The organism is Glycomyces sp. TRM65418, from assembly GCF_019710475.1.
Lineage (GTDB): Bacteria > Actinomycetota > Actinomycetes > Mycobacteriales > Micromonosporaceae > Glycomyces.
This window is the reverse complement of the sequence record NZ_JAJFAX010000005.1, coordinates 155,711-170,525: the sequence shown is the minus strand read 5'-3', so window position 1 is coordinate 170,525 and position 14,815 is coordinate 155,711. Positions and strand designations below refer to the sequence as shown.

15 protein-coding genes are annotated in these 14,815 nt (G+C 72.8%); 12 read left to right on the top strand and 3 right to left on the bottom strand.

Translation table 11 applies throughout. The features are described from left to right. Positions 1–207: 207 nt before the first annotated feature. Entirely contained in the window at positions 208–1,854 is a 1,647-nt protein-coding gene (locus K3N28_RS13095; RefSeq protein WP_228092981.1) for an ABC-F family ATP-binding cassette domain-containing protein, read from the bottom strand. Positions 1,855–1,940: 86 nt separating this feature from the next. Here K3N28_RS13095 and K3N28_RS13090 point away from each other — a divergent pair, with 86 nt between their 5' ends. The 3 genes from K3N28_RS13090 (at position 1,941) to K3N28_RS13080 (ending at position 3,685) form a co-directional block, all read left to right on the top strand. After that, positions 1,941–2,099: a hypothetical protein gene (locus tag K3N28_RS13090; protein WP_228092980.1), complete on the top strand. Its 159-nt coding sequence runs from the start codon at positions 1,941–1,943 to the stop codon at positions 2,097–2,099. A gap of 147 nt (positions 2,100–2,246) precedes the next feature. Continuing rightward, positions 2,247–3,467, top strand: coding sequence for a cytochrome P450 (locus K3N28_RS13085; RefSeq protein WP_228092979.1), 1,221 nt, complete (start codon positions 2,247–2,249; stop codon positions 3,465–3,467). Between the two features lie 20 nt (positions 3,468–3,487). Then, complete coding sequence (locus tag K3N28_RS13080; RefSeq protein ID WP_228092978.1) at positions 3,488–3,685, top strand: ferredoxin; 198 nt, start codon at positions 3,488–3,490, stop codon at positions 3,683–3,685. 105 nt (positions 3,686–3,790) lie between these two features. On the opposite strand, the gene K3N28_RS13075 is transcribed toward K3N28_RS13080, so the two are convergent. Next, positions 3,791–4,456, bottom strand: coding sequence for an NAD(P)H oxidoreductase (locus K3N28_RS13075; RefSeq protein ID WP_228092977.1), 666 nt, complete (start codon positions 4,454–4,456; stop codon positions 3,791–3,793). 107 nt (positions 4,457–4,563) lie between these two features. On the opposite strand from K3N28_RS13075, the gene K3N28_RS13070 reads away from it, so the two are divergent. Then, a complete protein-coding gene (locus tag K3N28_RS13070) occupies positions 4,564–5,499 on the top strand; it encodes an AraC family transcriptional regulator (protein WP_374209775.1) in 936 nt (311 codons plus the stop codon). A 44-nt stretch (positions 5,500–5,543) separates the two neighbouring features. On the opposite strand, the gene K3N28_RS13065 is transcribed toward K3N28_RS13070, so the two are convergent. Continuing rightward, complete coding sequence (locus K3N28_RS13065; protein ID WP_228092975.1) at positions 5,544–6,470, bottom strand: SAM-dependent methyltransferase; 927 nt, start codon at positions 6,468–6,470, stop codon at positions 5,544–5,546. A 128-nt stretch (positions 6,471–6,598) separates the two neighbouring features. Here K3N28_RS13065 and K3N28_RS13060 point away from each other — a divergent pair, with 128 nt between their 5' ends. The 8 genes from K3N28_RS13060 to K3N28_RS13025 all read left to right on the top strand — a co-directional run bounded on the left by K3N28_RS13060 (position 6,599) and on the right by K3N28_RS13025 (position 14,754). Further along, a complete protein-coding gene (locus K3N28_RS13060; RefSeq protein WP_228092974.1) occupies positions 6,599–7,501 on the top strand; it encodes a Rossmann-like and DUF2520 domain-containing protein in 903 nt (300 codons plus the stop codon). Between the two features lie 110 nt (positions 7,502–7,611). Next, positions 7,612–8,388 carry a pantoate--beta-alanine ligase gene (gene panC, locus K3N28_RS13055; protein WP_374209774.1) on the top strand — a complete coding sequence of 259 codons (777 nt, stop codon included), beginning with the start codon at positions 7,612–7,614 and terminating at the stop codon, positions 8,386–8,388. Then, positions 8,385–8,807, top strand: a complete 423-nt coding sequence (panD, locus tag K3N28_RS13050) for an aspartate 1-decarboxylase (RefSeq protein ID WP_228092972.1) — start codon at positions 8,385–8,387, stop codon at positions 8,805–8,807. Before panC ends, panD begins: the two co-directional genes overlap by 4 nt. Before the next feature lie 11 nt (positions 8,808–8,818). Then, positions 8,819–10,303, top strand: coding sequence for a S10 family peptidase (locus K3N28_RS13045; RefSeq protein ID WP_228092971.1), 1,485 nt, complete (start codon positions 8,819–8,821; stop codon positions 10,301–10,303). Positions 10,304–10,753: 450 nt separating this feature from the next. Beyond that, the gene (locus K3N28_RS13040) at positions 10,754–12,580 is read left to right on the top strand and encodes an L-aspartate oxidase (RefSeq protein ID WP_228092970.1); all 1,827 of its coding nucleotides are present in this window, start codon (positions 10,754–10,756) and stop codon (positions 12,578–12,580) included. Beyond that, on the top strand, positions 12,577–13,476 hold the full coding sequence (gene nadC, locus K3N28_RS13035; protein ID WP_228092969.1) for a carboxylating nicotinate-nucleotide diphosphorylase: 900 nt from the start codon (positions 12,577–12,579) through the stop codon (positions 13,474–13,476). Before K3N28_RS13040 ends, nadC begins: the two co-directional genes overlap by 4 nt. Positions 13,477–13,480: 4 nt before the next feature. Then, positions 13,481–14,245 (top strand): type III pantothenate kinase, encoded by a 765-nt coding sequence (locus K3N28_RS13030; RefSeq protein ID WP_228092968.1) that lies wholly within the window; start codon positions 13,481–13,483, stop codon positions 14,243–14,245. 35 nt (positions 14,246–14,280) lie between these two features. Next, on the top strand, positions 14,281–14,754 hold the full coding sequence (locus K3N28_RS13025) for a GNAT family N-acetyltransferase (RefSeq protein ID WP_228092967.1): 474 nt from the start codon (positions 14,281–14,283) through the stop codon (positions 14,752–14,754). Positions 14,755–14,815: the final 61 nt, after the last annotated feature.

The window sequence follows — 14,815 nt, the reverse complement described above, 5'->3', positions numbered from 1 at the left end:
TGTCGCAGGGGGAATGGATGCGATCGCGGTGGTCGGGGCATGCCGGCGGCCGCCGCATCGGGGGATGCGGCGCGGGGTGCGCGGGCCGACCGCCTCGCTCCGCGGTCGATGGGGAAGCCTAAGCGGCCGGACTTGCCATTCGCTTGCCATGCGCGACATCGGCGGCGCGGTTCCGGACGCGCCCGCCGACCGATCCGCGCCTCGTCCTCATCGGACGTCCCAGACCGGCTCGTCCGTCTCGACGACCTCGCCGTCGCGTCGGAAGACCACGAAGCGGTCGAAGCCGCGGGTGAACCAGCGGTCGTGCGTGACGGCGATGACGGTGCCGTCGAAGGCCCGCAGGCCCTGCTCCAGGGCCTCGGCCGACGCGAGGTCGAGGTTGTCCGTCGGCTCGTCCAGGAGCAGGCAGGTCGCGCCCGAGAGCTCCAGGAGGAGCACCATGAACCGCGCCTGCTGGCCGCCCGAGAGCGTCTTGAAGTCCTGTTCGGACTGGGCGGTGAGCTCGTAGCGGTTGAGGGCGCTCATCGCCCGCGAGCGGTCCAGGGACGGCCGGTCCTCGTCGCCCTCCCACAGGATCTCGCGCAGCGTGCGCCCCGCGAACTCGGGGTGCTCGTGCGTCTGCGAGAAGTGCCCGGGGGAGACGCGGGCGCCCAGGCGGGCGACGCCGCTGTGCCGCACCGGGTCCAGGCGCCGCTTCGCGGCGAGCCCGGCGCCGGGGTCGGAGCCGCCGCGGGCGAGCAGGCGCAGGAAGTGGCTCTTGCCGGTCCCGTTGGCGCCCAGCACCGCCACGCGGTCGCCGTACCAGACCTCCAGGTCGAACGGGAACGTCAGGTCCTCCAGTTCGAGCTGCTCGCAGACCACCGCGCGCTTGCCGGTGCGGCCGCCTTCGAGCTTGACGCGGATGTCCTGCTCGCGCGGCGGCGCGGGCGGCGGCCCGGCCTCCTCGAACTTCCGCAGCCGCGTCTGCGCGGCCCGGTAGCGGGAGGCCATGTCGGCGTTGTAGGCCGCCTTGTTCTTGTACATGAGCATGAGCTCGCGCAGCTTCTGGTGCTCCTCGTCCCAGCGCCGCCGCAGCTCCTCGAACCGGTCGTGGCGGGCGGCGCGGGCCTCGTGCCAGGTCGCGAAGCCGCCGCCGTGCGTCCAGGTCGTGCCGGCCTCCAGGGTCACGATGGACTCGGCGGCGTTGGCGAGGACCTCCCGGTCGTGCGAGACGAACAGGATCGACTTGTCGGAGTCGCGGATCGCCTGCTCCAGCTCGCGCTTCGCGGGCACGTCGAGGAAGTTGTCCGGCTCGTCCAGGGCGAGGACCTCGTCGCGGCCCCGGAGCAGCAGCCGGAGGGCGAACCGCTTCTGCTCGCCGCCCGAGAGCGTCCTGAGCGGACGGTCCCTCGCGTCCTCCCACGGCAGGCCGAGGACCGCGACCGAGACGGTGTCGCAGAGGACGTCGAACTCGTAGCCGCCCAGCTCGCCCCAGTCGGCCAGGGCCTGGGCGTAGTCGAGCTGGGTCCCGGTGGAGTCGTCCTCGCCCATGAGCCGCTCGGCGGCGATGAAGCGCTCGCCCGCGACCCGCAGCTCGGGCGCGGCCAGCGACAGCGCCAGGCGCCACAGCGGCCGGTGGCCTTCCCGCATGCCGACGAGCTGCCGCATGACGCCCAGGCCGCCCGAGTGCGCGACGGTGCCCGCGTCGGGGGCGAGGGCGCCGGTGACGATGTCGAGCAGCGTGGTCTTCCCCGCCCCGTTCGCGCCGATGAGCGCGACCTTCGCGCCCTCGCCGACCCGGAACGACACGTCGTCGAACAGCGTCGTGCCGTCGCTGAGGCCGTAGCGCACGCCGGAGAGGTCCACGAATCCCATGCCCATGAGTGTGTGCGTCTAACGGCACGGCGTCAAAATGATTTGCGCTGTTGGCTCCACTGGGGTCCACTGCCTACGCTGGACGCATGAACGACACCCCTGACCCGAAGCAGGAACCCGGGCGGCCGCGCAGACGGTTCTGGCGGCCGAAGTCCGCGAGCGAATGGGTGGAGCTCGCGATCTACGTCTTCTTCGCCCTCATCGCGATGCTCGCCGGCATCGGCTGGCTCCTCGGGCGCGACTGACCCGCGGACCGCCCGGCGCCCGCCTGGGCTGCGGAAAGCCGACGCACTGAAGCGGACGCGGGCCCTTGCGCGCTGCTATGTATACGTATATTCTCTATATACGTAGATCGCGGTCCGCGCGATCACCGCCACCACCGAGGAGACCCGATGTCAGCACCCGACACCGTGCCCTACGGCATCCCGCTCGAACGCGAGCACCCCTTCGACCCGCCCGCGGCCGTCATGGCCCTGCACCGCGGGGCCGAGATGCGACGGATGCGCTACCACCCGAACGGCGAGCTGGGCTGGCTCGTCACCAGCCACCGCCTGGCCCGCAAGGTCCTGGCCGACACCCGGTTCAGCTCCCGCCTCGGATCGCCGATCCAGGCGCCGGTGCCCATGCCGGGCTTCGAGGCCTACGCCGACTTCGAAGGCGACTTCCCCGTCACGCCCGGCATGTTCATCGAGATGGACCCGCCCGACCACACCCGCCTGCGCCGCAAGCTCACCGGCGTCTTCACCGTCAAGCGGATGAAGCAGCTCGAACCGCGCATCGCGCAGCACGTCGACGACCGCCTCGACGCCCTCGCCGCCGGGCCCCGGCCCGCCGACCTGGTGCGGGAATTCGCCGTCCCCGTGCCCTCGATGATGATCTGCGAACTGCTCGGCGTCCCCTACGAGCGGCGCGAACGCTTCGAGGCGGACACGGCCGCGATCTTCACCCTGGACGCCGGGGCCGAGGCCAAGGGCGAAGCCGTCAACCGGCTCTACGCGTTCCTCGGCGAACTGGCCGCGGCCAAGCGGGAGACGCCGACCGACGACGTGCTCAGCGACCTCGCGGCCGACCCCGACCTGGCCGACGAGGAGGTCGCCGGGCTGGCGGTCCTGCTCCTGGTCGCCGGGCACGAGACCACCGCGAAGATGCTCGCCCTGGGCGCCCTGGCGCTCCTGGAGCACCGCGACCAGTGGGACCTCCTGCGCGAGCGCCCCGAACTGACGGCCGGTGCGGTCGAGGAACTGCTGCGCTACCTCAGCATCATCCACACCGGACTCATCCGGCAGGTCAAGGCCGACTTCGAGTTCGAAGGGCACCGGCTCAAGGCGCGCGAGTACGTCACGGTGTCCGTGCAGACGGCCAACCGCGACGAGGCCCACTTCACCGAGCCCGACGAACTGGACGTCACCGGCGACGGCAGGGGACACTTGACGTTCGGGCACGGCGTCCACCAGTGCCTGGGGCAGCAGCTGGCGCGCATGGAGATGCGGATCGCGTTCTCGCGGCTCGTCGCCCGCTTCCCGGGCCTGCGGCCGGCCGTGCCGCTCGATGAGGTGCCGCTGGTCACCGGGCAGAACTTCTACGGCGTCGCCGAGCTCCCGGTGACCTGGTGACAGCGAGTTCAGGGGGAGCCGTGAAGAGGATCATCGCCGACGCCGAGCAGTGCATGAGCTCGGGGATGTGCGCGCTGACCGCGCCCGACCACTTCGACCAGGACGACGAGGACGGCCGCGTCGTACTCCTCGCCGAGGAGGCCGAGGACGGCGACGGCGACGTGGCCGACGCGGTGCGCCTGTGCCCCGCGGCGGCGCTGCGACTCGAACCCGCGTGACCGGCCGGGCCGGCGTCGCGCGACGCCGGCCCGGCCGGCCGGGTCCTCGGCCGCCTCGCGCACGTCCGCGCCCCGCCCGTCCCCGACCGGTGCGCCCCGCCGGCCTCAGGCGAGCTTGAGGAACCGCTCGACGTGCGCGGCGGCCGTGCGGTCCATCGCCGCGTAGTGGGCGGCGCGCGCCTCGCCGCTGAGGGCCTCGCCCTTGGTGAAGTTGCCGTCGGCGTCGACGATCTGCGGCTCGCCTTCGGCGTCGTGCAGGACCGCGACCTCGGATTCGGTGATGCCGGTGTAGAACGAGATCCCTTCGCGGAGCACGCGGTCGAGGTTGTCGTGCATCCAGGCCGCGTACTCGTCCCCCTCGGCGGCCCCGGCCAGGCCGAGCCACAGCATCCGCTTCCCGGCGAGCCGCGGTTTGCTGCGACCGTAAGCGAAACCGTAGTTCCACACCCGGTCGATCCAGCCCTTCAGCAAGGCGGGCACGCTGTTCCAGTAGACCGGGAACACCGGGACGATGACGTCGGCGGCGAGGATCCGCTCCATGTGCGCCCGCACCTCAGGGGAGTAGACCTTGTCGCGGTCGTCCCAGTCGGGCTGGTCGGCGACGGTCATGCGCGGGTCGAAGCCCTCGGCGTGCAGGTCGAGCAGATCGATCGCGTACCCGGCCTCCTTGAGCCGCGCGGCCACGACGTCGCCGATGTGGGCGGTGAGGGAGTCGGCGCGGTGGTGGGCGACGACGACGAGCGCGGTCGGGCCGGTCAGGTCGGTGTTCATGGCGGGAGCCTCCAAGCGTTGCGGTGTTCCTTCAGTACAGCGCCGAAAGCGTGGACGGACGATGGTTGCGACGCTCGAGTGCATGTGTGATCGTCTACCATGGCGGCATGGACCCGCTCAGCCAACTCCTGGGAGGCATCCGCGCCGAAGGCGCGATCCTCAGCGACGCGATGCTCAAGGCCCCCTGGGTCGTCGGCTTCGACGACCGCGCCCCGCTCACCATGGTCACCGTCGCCCGCGGCGGCGGGACGCTCCTCCTCGCCGACGGAGGCCGGGTCGGCCTGCGGGCCGGGCAGACCGCGGTCGTGCGCGGCAGCGAGCCGTTCCGCATGGCCGACACGCCCGCGTCGGTCGAGCGGCCGCACCTCGAGTACTGGCTCACCTGCTTCGACGCCGAGGCCTGCCCGGAACTCAAGGCGCCCGCCTCGCGATCGGACGACGCGGAGGCGACCGCGCTGTTCGTCGGCGCCTACCGGGCCTCCGGCCGCCGCCACGAGCGGCTCATGCGCGCACTGCCGCCCGTGCTGGTGGTGGACGACGAAGCCGACGTGTGCGTCTGGCTCGACGCCTGCGCCACCGACCTCTTCGAGCGCAAGCCCGGCACGCAGGCGTTCATCGACCGGCTCTTCGACTGGGGCCTGGTGTGCACGCTCCGCGCCTGGTTCGACCAGCAGGGGCGGCGCGCGCCGGTCTGGTACCGCGGCTTCACCGATCCCGTGGTCGGGCCCGCGCTGGAGGCCGTGCACACCGCGCCGTCCCGGCCCTGGACCGTCGCGGACCTGGCGGGCGAGGCCGGCGTCTCCCGGGCGCTGCTCGCCAAGCGCTTCAGCGAGGTCATGGGCGAACCGCCGCTGACGTACCTGACCGAATGGCGCATGGAACTCGCCGAGGAACTCCTCGCCGACCCCGATCTCACGGTGGCCCAAGTGGCCCGCAGGGTCGGCTACGCCGACCAGTTCGGTTTCAGCAACGCGTTCAAGCGACGGAAGGGCAAGAGCCCCACGGCGTTCCGCGAATCGACGCAGACGGCCGTCCCGGTGTAGCGAGGGCGCGGCCCACTGCCGCTGCAGCGTCCCCTTACCGCGCCTCAGCGGTCGGTGCGCATCCACCACTGGGCGCCGAGGCCCGCCGGGTCCATGAGCCTCGCGGTGGCGCTGGCGTTCGCGAGCGCCACCGCGTACGCGGTCGGGTCGCGGTAGGCCAACGACATGGGGGGCCGGGTCGCGTTGAGGCCCAAGGCCCGGAGGGCGTCGCGCTGCGGTTCGACGCGGTCGGCCGGGATCGCGTCCACCGCCACGTGCGCGGTGATGTCGCAGGAGCCGTCCGGGACCGGCTCGGTCGAGCGGCCGTCCTTGAACCCGGTCATCGTGCCGCCCTCGGGGCGGTCGGAGCCCAGGTGGCCGTAGTCGACCGCCAGGGCCGTGCCCCGCACCAGGCGTTCGGTGAGCTCGCGCCACCGCGCCTCCCGGGGACGGCCGATCTCGGCCCGCTCGCCCGGGTCGCGCAGCGGCCACCAGGCGGCCAGCCACTGCTCGTCGGCCTCGTCGAGCCTGCCGCCCGCGCGGGTCGCGCCGTCGCGGTTCACCTCCTCGTAGCGGAGGCGGCCGTCCTCGTCGACCAGCGCCCGGTCGCATGGCACGTTGTCGAGCAGTTCGCAGGCGATCAGCAGGCCCTCGAACGCGTCGGGGAGGCGCCGCCGCCATTCGATCCGCTCCGGCAGATGCCGCGGCCTCGGGCGCAGCTCCACGGCGATCAGGCGGGCCCGGTCGTCCAGGAGCTCGGAGAGGTGGAACAGCAGATCGCCGTTCCCCGCGCCCACGTCCACGACGGCGAACGACCGGGGCCGGCCGAGGCGCTCGTCCGCCTCGTCCGCGAGCTGGGCGACGGCCTCGGCGAACGCCGGGGTCTGCGCGCTCGTTGAGAAATGGTGCACGGGCAGCTCACGGCGGTAGAAGCCGCCCGGCCCGTACAGCGCCCGCTCCATGGCCGTGCTCCACCGCTCGAACCCCGACATGGGATGACACTAGCCCCACAGTGAGAATTGCCACTCGGAGGCTCCCGGGATGGCGTTGACGATCCCGCGACGCACAATTAACCCGTAAGCAATGACCGGTACCTCCCCGCCAGGACTGGATCAGCATCATGGATCAGCAGCGCAGCGCAGCCCCGCAGCGACCCGCCTCACGGCTCGCCGTCGGGGTCGTCTCCGCAGGCAGGGTCGGCTCCATTCTCGGAGCGGCCCTCACCCGCGCCGGCCACCGGGTCGTCGCCGCCTCCGCCGTATCCGACGCCTCCCGCGCCCGCGCCGCCCGCCGCCTGCCCGCCGCCGAGATCCTCTCGCCGCCCGACGTGGCCGCCGCGGCCGACCTGCTGCTCATCGCCGTCCCCGACGACGCCATCGCCCCGCTCGTGGCCTCCCTGCCCGTGAAGCCCGGGCAGATCTGGGTCCACACCTCCGGCGCGCTCGGCGCCGACGTCCTGCGCCCCGCCCGCGACGCCGGCGCCCTCACCGTCGCGCTCGCCCCCGCCATGACCTTCACGGGCCGCGACGAGGACCTCGAACGCCTCGCCGGCATCTCCTGGGCCGTCACCGGCGAGGCCGAGGCCCGCTTCATCGGCGAAGCCCTCGTCCTGGAGATGGGCGGCGAACCCGAGCACGTCGACGAGACCGACCGCGCCCGCTACCACGCCGCGCTCGTCTACGCCGCCAACCACCTGCAGACCCTCGTGAACGACGCGACCGAGCAGCTGCGGGCCATCGGCGTCGCGGCCCCCGAGCGGCTGCTCTCGCCGCTCGTCTCGGCCTCCCTCGACAACGCCCTGCGCCACGGCGACGCCGGCCTCACCGGCCCGGTCTCCCGCGGCGACGCCGGCACCGTCGCCCGCCACCTCGGCGCGCTCGCCGGGACGGGCGTCGAGGACGCCTACCGCGCCATGGCCCGCCGCACCGCCGAACGCGCCCTCGCCTCCGGCCGCCTCAAGAGCGCCGACGCCGAAGGCCTCCTGGACGTCCTCGCCCACCCCGACAAAGAGGAGACCCCGTGACCGGCCCGCACCCCTCCCCCCGCCCTCCCACGCACCGCGAACCCGGGCGGACCGGCCGCGGCGTCGAGGTCGTCCACACCAGATCCGAGCTCGCGAAGGCCCGCGCGGCCCTGCCCGGCCGCGTCGCCGTGGTGCCCACCATGGGCGCCCTCCACGACGGCCACCGCGCGAACTTCCGGCGCGCCGCGGAGCTCGCCGACTCGCGCGTCGTGACGATCTTCGTCAACCCGCTGCAGTTCCGCCCGAACGAAGACCTCGACAAGTACCCGCGCACCCTCGACGCCGACCTCGCCATGTGCGAGGCCGAGGGCGTCGACCTCGTCTTCGCGCCGAGCGTCGGCGAGATGTACCCCGACGGCCGCGAGGGCCTCACCACCGTCCACGCCGGACCGGACGGCGAGATCCTCGAAGGCGCCTCCCGGCCCGGGTTCTTCACCGGCGTGCTCACCGTCGTGTCGAAGCTCTTCCACCTCACGCGGCCCGATGTCGCCTGCTTCGGGGAGAAGGACTTCCAGCAGCTCGCGATGGTCCGCCGCATGGTCCGCGACCTCGACATGGGCGTCGAGATCGTCGGCGTCCCGACCGTCCGCGAAAGCGACGGCCTGGCCCTGTCCAGCCGCAACGTGTACCTCTCCGAGGCCGAGCGCGCCGCCGCCCTGGCGATCCCGCGCGCCGTCCGCGCCGCCCAGGCCTCGCCCGACCCGCTCGCCGCCGCCCGGCAGACCCTGGAGGCCGAGCCCGGCCTGGACGTCGACTACGTCGCCGTCCGGGCGAACGACCTCGCCGAGGCCCCCGACCGGGGACCGGCGAGGCTGCTCATCGCAGCCCGGGCGGGGACCACCCGCCTGATCGACAACGCCGCCGTGCGGATTGGAGACCCCCGATGATCCGGACCATGTTCAAGTCCAAGATCCACCGCGCCACCGTCACCCAGGCCGACCTCCACTACGTCGGCTCGGTGACCGTGGACGCCGACCTGCTCGACGCCGCCGACATCCTCGACGGCGAGCTCGTCGCCATCGTCGACATCACCAACGGCGCCCGCCTGGAGACCTACACGATCGCCGGGGAGCGCGGCTCGGGCGTCATCGGCATCAACGGCGCCGCCGCCCGCCTCGTGCAGCCCGGCGACCTGGTGATCCTCATCTCCTACGCGCAGATGGAGGACGCCGAGGCGCGCGCCTTCAAGCCCACGGTCGTCCACGTGAACGAGCGCAACGAGATCATCGAGGTCAACGCCGACAAGGCGCACCCCGCGCCCGGCACCGCGGGCAACCCGGTGGCGTCGCCACTAGCCGAGCGGTAAGTTTCTGTTCCATGACCGAAGAGCAGAAGAACGAGGCCGCCGAGAACCACGGCAAGGACGAAGGCAAGCAGGTCGACAGGCCCGAGCCCGTCGACGACCTCAAGACCACCCACCACACCCTCGGTGATCTCGCTTACACCGCCACGACCGGTCGCGTCGTGCTGCGCGAGGAGGTCACCGAGGAGGAGAAGTACAACGGCCTGAAACCCAAGGCCGTGGTCTCCGTCACCTACTACACCCTCGACGACGCCGACGCGGCCACGCGCCCGGTCACCTTCGCCTTCAACGGCGGCCCCGGCTCCTCCTCGATCTGGCTCCACCTCGGCCTGCTCGGCCCGCGCCGCGTCGACTCCGGCGACGTCGACGACCCCACCCCGCCCCCCTACGGGCTGCTCGACAACCACGAGACCCTGCTCCACCAGACCGACCTCGTCTTCATCGACCCCGTCTCCACCGGCTACTCGCGCGCCGCCGAGGGCGAGAAGGCCGCGCCCTTCCACGGCTTCACCGGCGACATCGAGTCCGTCGGCGAGATCATCCGCCTGTGGACCACCCGCCACAACCGCTGGCTCTCCCCGAAGTTCCTCATCGGCGAGTCCTACGGCGGCACCCGCGGCGGCGCCCTCGCCGACTACCTCCAGAACCGCTTCGGCCTGTTCCTCAACGGGCTCATGTTCATCGCCCCGGCCTTCAACCTCGAGACGCTCTACCACTCGAACCGCTCGGACCTGCCGAACCCGCTGTTCCTCCCCACCTACGCCGCCACCGCCCACTACCACGGGCTGCACGCCGGACGCACCCTCGAGGACGTCGTCGAGGAGGCCCGCGCCTACGCCGACGAGTACCGCGCCGTGCTCGCCAAGGGCCAGAACCTCCAGCCCGAGGAGCGCGCCGCCGCCGTCGCCAAGATCGCCTCGCTCGCGGGCGTCAGCGAGGAGTACGTCGACCGCGCCAACCTGCGCCTGGAGCACACCCGGTACTACGCCGAGCTGCTGCGCCACAAGGGCCTCGTGACCGGCCGCCTCGACACGCGCTTCACCGGCCCGGCCGACCACCTCATCCACGAGCAGATGCCGTACGACCCGTTCCTGGTCGGCACCGCCGGCTCGTACACGGCCGCACTGCACCACTACCTGCGCTCGGAACTCGAATACGAGAACGACGCGATCTACGAGGTGCTCTCGCGCAAGGTCTACCCGTGGAGCTTCAAGGAGTTCGAGGGCGAGGCGGTCGACGTGATCGGCAAGCTCGGGAACGCCATGCGGCTCAACCCGTTCATGCAGGTCCACGTCGCGATGGGCCGCTACGACGGCGGCGTGCCGATCGAGGCCATCGAGTACACGCTCGACCAGCTGGAGATCCCGCTCGCCGACCGCGAGCGGATCGAGACGAAGACCTACCCCGCGGGCCACATGACGTACGTCCACGAGGCGTCGCGCGTGCAGCAGTCGGCCGACCTGGCCGACTTCATCCGCCGCGCCTCGAACCGGGGCTAGCGGCACCGTGCACGCGCACCCGGACCCGGGCGCCGCCGCCGAACGCGACGACGCCCGGGCCCGGCCATGCGCCGGCGGGCGGCATCGCCGCACTGCCCGCGGCCGCGCGGATCGGACGCCCGCGGCAGCCGCGCGCCCGGCCCGGCCGAGTCCCGGCGCGGCGCACCGCTCGGCGCCGCGGCCTCCCGCTTCCCACCGCAGCGGCCGCGGAGCGCCCGCGGCACTCGCCGGCACGCCCGCGCGTGGCCGCGGTCGCCCGGGCGACCGCGGCGAAGCCCCACCGCACGCATCAGCTGACACGGGGATCACTCGCGCTGGCACCGCGGCGGCCCGGGCGGGCACAGTTGAGTCGTTCCGCACGCCGGTCGTCCCGACCGGCGGCGCACCCATCGAGCGGGTTCCCGGGCCACCGGGGACTCCGGGCTAGAAGGGCAACGGCACGTGCCACCCGTGTTCGCACCGCTCCCGCATCTCCCGCGCCTGCCGCGGCGGCTGCGCGCCGCGGCGCCGTCCTGGACCGAGACCACCGACGTGTGCGTCATCGGCTCCGGCGTCGCCGGGCTCACCTGCGCCCTCAACCTCCGCCGGGCCGGATTCCACGTCACCGTGGTCACCAAGGTCCGCATCGACGACGGCTCCACCCGCTGGGCCCAGGGCGGCGTCGCCGCCGTCCTCGACCCGCTCGACACCCCCGAGGCCCACGCACGGGACACCCAGGTCGCCGGGGTCGGACTGTGCGACCCGGCCGCGGTCGACGTCACCGTCACCGAAGGCCCCGCGCGCATCGCCGACCTCATCCACCTCGGCACCGAGTTCGACCGGCACCCCGACGGCTCGCTTCAGCTCACCCGGGAAGGCGGCCACCGGGCCCGCCGCATCATCCACGCCGGCGGCGACGCGACCGGCGCCGAGATCCAGCGCGCGCTCCACTCGGCGGTCCTGCGCGACCCCTGGATCCGCATCATCGAGCACGCCATGGTCCTCGATCTGCTCACCGACGCCCGCGGCCACGCGGCCGGGGTGAGCCTCCACGTGCTCGGCGAAGGCGTCGAGCACGGCGTCGGCGGTGTGGAGGCCCGCGCGGTCGTGCTCGCCACCGGCGGCCTCGGGCAGATCTACCAGTCGACCACCAACCCCTCGGTGTCCATCGGCGACGGCGTGGCGCTGGCCCTGCGGGCCGGCGCGGTCGTCACCGATCTCGAGTTCGTCCAGTTCCATCCGACCGCCTTGTTCCTGGGAGGCGAAGCCGGACAGGACCTGAAGCACCGTCTTGGAGGCGAAGCCGGACAGGACCTGCGGCACGGTCCTGGAGGCGAAGCCGGGGGCCTTGCCGGTCCGGGCCTCGGGGGCGGCTCCCGAGGCGCCGAACCGGCCGTGGGCGGCGTCCCTGGAGCGGGACACGACCTCGGCATCGAAGTTACGTCGGGGGACCGACAACCGCTGATCTCCGAGGCACTGCGCGGGGAGGGAGCGCACCTCCGCGATTTCTCGGGCGAGCGCTTCATGCTCGGCCGCCATGAGCTGGCCGAACTCGCGCCCCGGGACGTGGTCGCCAAGGCCGCCACCGCCCGGATGCGCGCCGAGGGACGGCCGCACGTGTGGCTCGACGCCCGCCACCTCGGGCGGCGGATGCTGGAGGAGCGCTTCCCGACCATCACCGCGTCGTGCCGGGCGATGGGCATCGACCCGGTGATCGACATGATCCCGGTCGCGCCCGCCGCCCACTACTCGTCCGGCGGCGTGCGCACCGACCTGTTCGGCCGCACCAGCGTCCCCGGCCTGTACGCCGCCGGGGAGGCCGCCTGCACCGGTCTGCACGGCGCGAACCGGCTCGCCTCGAACTCCCTGCTCGAAGCGCTCGTGTTCGCGCAGCGCATCGCCGACGACCTGGCCGATCGCAAGCCCAGCCCGGGCGTCCCCGAGATCGCCGAAGGCGCGGGCGACGTCTGCTCGACCACCTCCCGCGCCCCGCTCCAGGAGGCCATGACCGCCGGGGCCGGCGTCCTCCGCTCCGAGGAGTCACTGGAGGCCACCGCTGCGTCGCTGACGGCCTTGGGGGACAATGTGTCCGGACGCCCGCGACCGGCCACATGGGAGGCCACGAACCTGCTCACCGTCGCCGCCGCCGTCACCGCCGCCGCCCACCGGCGGCGCGAGACGCGAGGCAGCCACTGGCGGGAGGACCATCCCGAGGCCGACGACGCCTGGCGCGGGCACCTCTGCCTTTCCATCAGCTCCGACGGGGAGCTCGAGACCACCTGGGAGCCCATCGCATGAGCCGATTCGCCGAAGCCCCGGGCGGGGCCGGATTGGACGAGCGGCTGCTCGCCCTCCGCCTCGACCCGGAGGACGTGTACGTCGCCGTCCAGGACTACCTGGACGAGGACCTCTCGCACGCCCGGCGCGACGTCACGTCCGAGTCCATCTTCGGTCCCGAGCACACCTCCACGGTGGCCGTGACCGCCCGCGCCGACGGGCTCCTCGCCGGACTGCCGGTCGCGCACGCGGTCTTCCACGCCATGCCCGGCGACGTCGAGTTCACCTACCTCGCCAAAGAGGGCGCGCGCATCCGTGCCGGGCAGATCCTCGCCCGCGTCTCCGGGCCCACGCGGTCCCTCCTGGCGGCCGAGCGCACCGCGCTGAACCTGCTGTGCCGCATGTGCGGCGTGGCGACCCACACCCGCCGCTTCGCCGACGTCCTCGCCGACTGGCACACCACCGTCCTCGACACGCGCAAGACCACGCCGGGCCTGCGCGCCTTCGAGAAGTACGCGGTGCGCGCCGGCGGCGGCGACAACAAGCGCATGGGCCTGTACGACGTGGCGATGATCAAGGACAACCACAAGGAGGCGGCCGGCTCGATCAGTGAGGCGTTCGCCGCCGTCCGGTCCGCCGAGCCCGAGATCGACATCCAGGTCGAGATCGAGACCCTCGACGAGGCCCTCGAGGCGGTCGCCGCCGGAGCCGTGTTCCTCCTGTGCGACAACATGAGCCCCAAGGAACTCGGCGAGGTCGTCGACGCGGTCGGCGATCGGGCCGAGCTGGAGGCGACCGGGCGCATCAGCATCGACAGCGCGGTCGAGTACGCGGCCACCGGCGTCGACTACATCTCGGTCGGGGCGCTCACGCACTCCTCGCCCATTCTGGACATCGGACTCGACTTCGAGGAGTAAGACCGTGCTGCTGTGCGTCGACATCGGGAACACCAACACGGTGCTCGCCGTCTTCGAGGGCGAGACCTTGAAGCACTCGTGGCGGATCCGCACCGACCCGCACGCGACCGCCGACGAGCTGGGGCTCACCTTCCGGGCCCTGCTCGACGGCGACGGCGTGGACCTGAGCGGGATCGCGCTGTCCTCCACGGTGCCGCAGCAGGGCGCGGAGGTCGCGAAGATGGTGCAGCGGTACTACCCGCACGCGCATCTGGTGCAGATCGCGCCGGGCGTGAAGACCGGTGTGCGTCTGAGCATCGACAACCCGCGCGAGGCCGGCCCCGACCGGATCGCGAACACGCACGCGGCCTTCCACCTCTACGGCGGGCCGTGCATCACCGTGGACTTCGGGACCTCGACGAACATCGACGTGATCTCTGCCACGGGTGATTTCCTCGGTGGGGCGTTCGCGCCCGGCATCGAGATCTCCATCGACGCACTCGCCTCGCGAGCGGCGAACCTGCTGAAGATCCCGCTGGTGAAGCCGCGCAGCGTCATCGGCAAGAACACGGTGGAGTGCCTCCAGTCGGGCATGGTCTACGGCACCGCGGCGCAGGTGGACGGCCTGGTCCGGCGCATCACCGCCGAGCTGGGCACCGACCCGACCGCGGTGGTCGCCACGGGCGGCCTCGCCCCGGTCGTGATCGAGCAGTGCGAGACCATCACCCACTACGAGCCGGACCTGACCCTCCACGGCCTCAGGATGATCTGGGACCGCAACGCCGTCTGACCGGCTCCGAAGCCGAACGACGAGGAAGGCCTCTCTTGGAACTGCGGGAACTGCACCACGGGAATCTGCCCGACCTGCTTGAAGCCGCGGTCGCCGGCACCGACCCGCTGGAGGTCATGCCGCCGGTCGACGGCCCGCCGGGCTGGAACGACGAGCGCCGACAGGCGTTCCACGACTTCCACCGGGCGCGGTCACTGGACGCGCCGGAGCCGGTGGAGACGACGTACGTCGTCGAGGTCGACGGCCGCGTAGTCGGGGCCGCCCGCCTGGAGCCGCAGTCCGAGGGCGTCGAGGTCGGCCTGTGGCTCGCGCGCGGACACCGCGGCCTCGGCATCGGCGGAGAGGTTCTGGAGGCGCTGGCCGTCGTCGCCCGGTCGCAGGGGCACACCCGGCTCCTCGCCTCCACCACCACCGAGAACACCGCCGCCCGCCGCATCCTCGACAGGGCGGGCGCGCAGTCGGCGACCGTGGAGACGAGCGTCGCAGCCGTGGTCGACCTGACGCGCTGATATCGGACGGGCGCGGCTCGCTCCCCGAGCGCGCCCGCGGCGGAGCGCGGCGCCTGCTCGC

Coding starts and splice junctions, on each gene's coding strand:
- nadC (WP_228092969.1), top strand. CDS start 12,577: ATGAGCCGATTCGCCGAAGCCCCGGGCGGGGCCGGATTGGACGAGCGG.
- K3N28_RS13075 (WP_228092977.1), bottom strand. CDS start 4,456: ATGAACACCGACCTGACCGGCCCGACCGCGCTCGTCGTCGTCGCCCAC.
- K3N28_RS13090 (WP_228092980.1), top strand. CDS start 1,941: ATGAACGACACCCCTGACCCGAAGCAGGAACCCGGGCGGCCGCGCAGA.
- panD (WP_228092972.1), top strand. CDS start 8,385: ATGATCCGGACCATGTTCAAGTCCAAGATCCACCGCGCCACCGTCACC.
- K3N28_RS13095 (WP_228092981.1), bottom strand. CDS start 1,854: ATGGGATTCGTGGACCTCTCCGGCGTGCGCTACGGCCTCAGCGACGGC.
- K3N28_RS13045 (WP_228092971.1), top strand. CDS start 8,819: ATGACCGAAGAGCAGAAGAACGAGGCCGCCGAGAACCACGGCAAGGAC.
- K3N28_RS13085 (WP_228092979.1), top strand. CDS start 2,247: ATGTCAGCACCCGACACCGTGCCCTACGGCATCCCGCTCGAACGCGAG.
- K3N28_RS13060 (WP_228092974.1), top strand. CDS start 6,599: ATGGATCAGCAGCGCAGCGCAGCCCCGCAGCGACCCGCCTCACGGCTC.
- K3N28_RS13065 (WP_228092975.1), bottom strand. CDS start 6,470: ATGTCGGGGTTCGAGCGGTGGAGCACGGCCATGGAGCGGGCGCTGTAC.
- K3N28_RS13070 (WP_374209775.1), top strand. CDS start 4,564: ATGGACCCGCTCAGCCAACTCCTGGGAGGCATCCGCGCCGAAGGCGCG.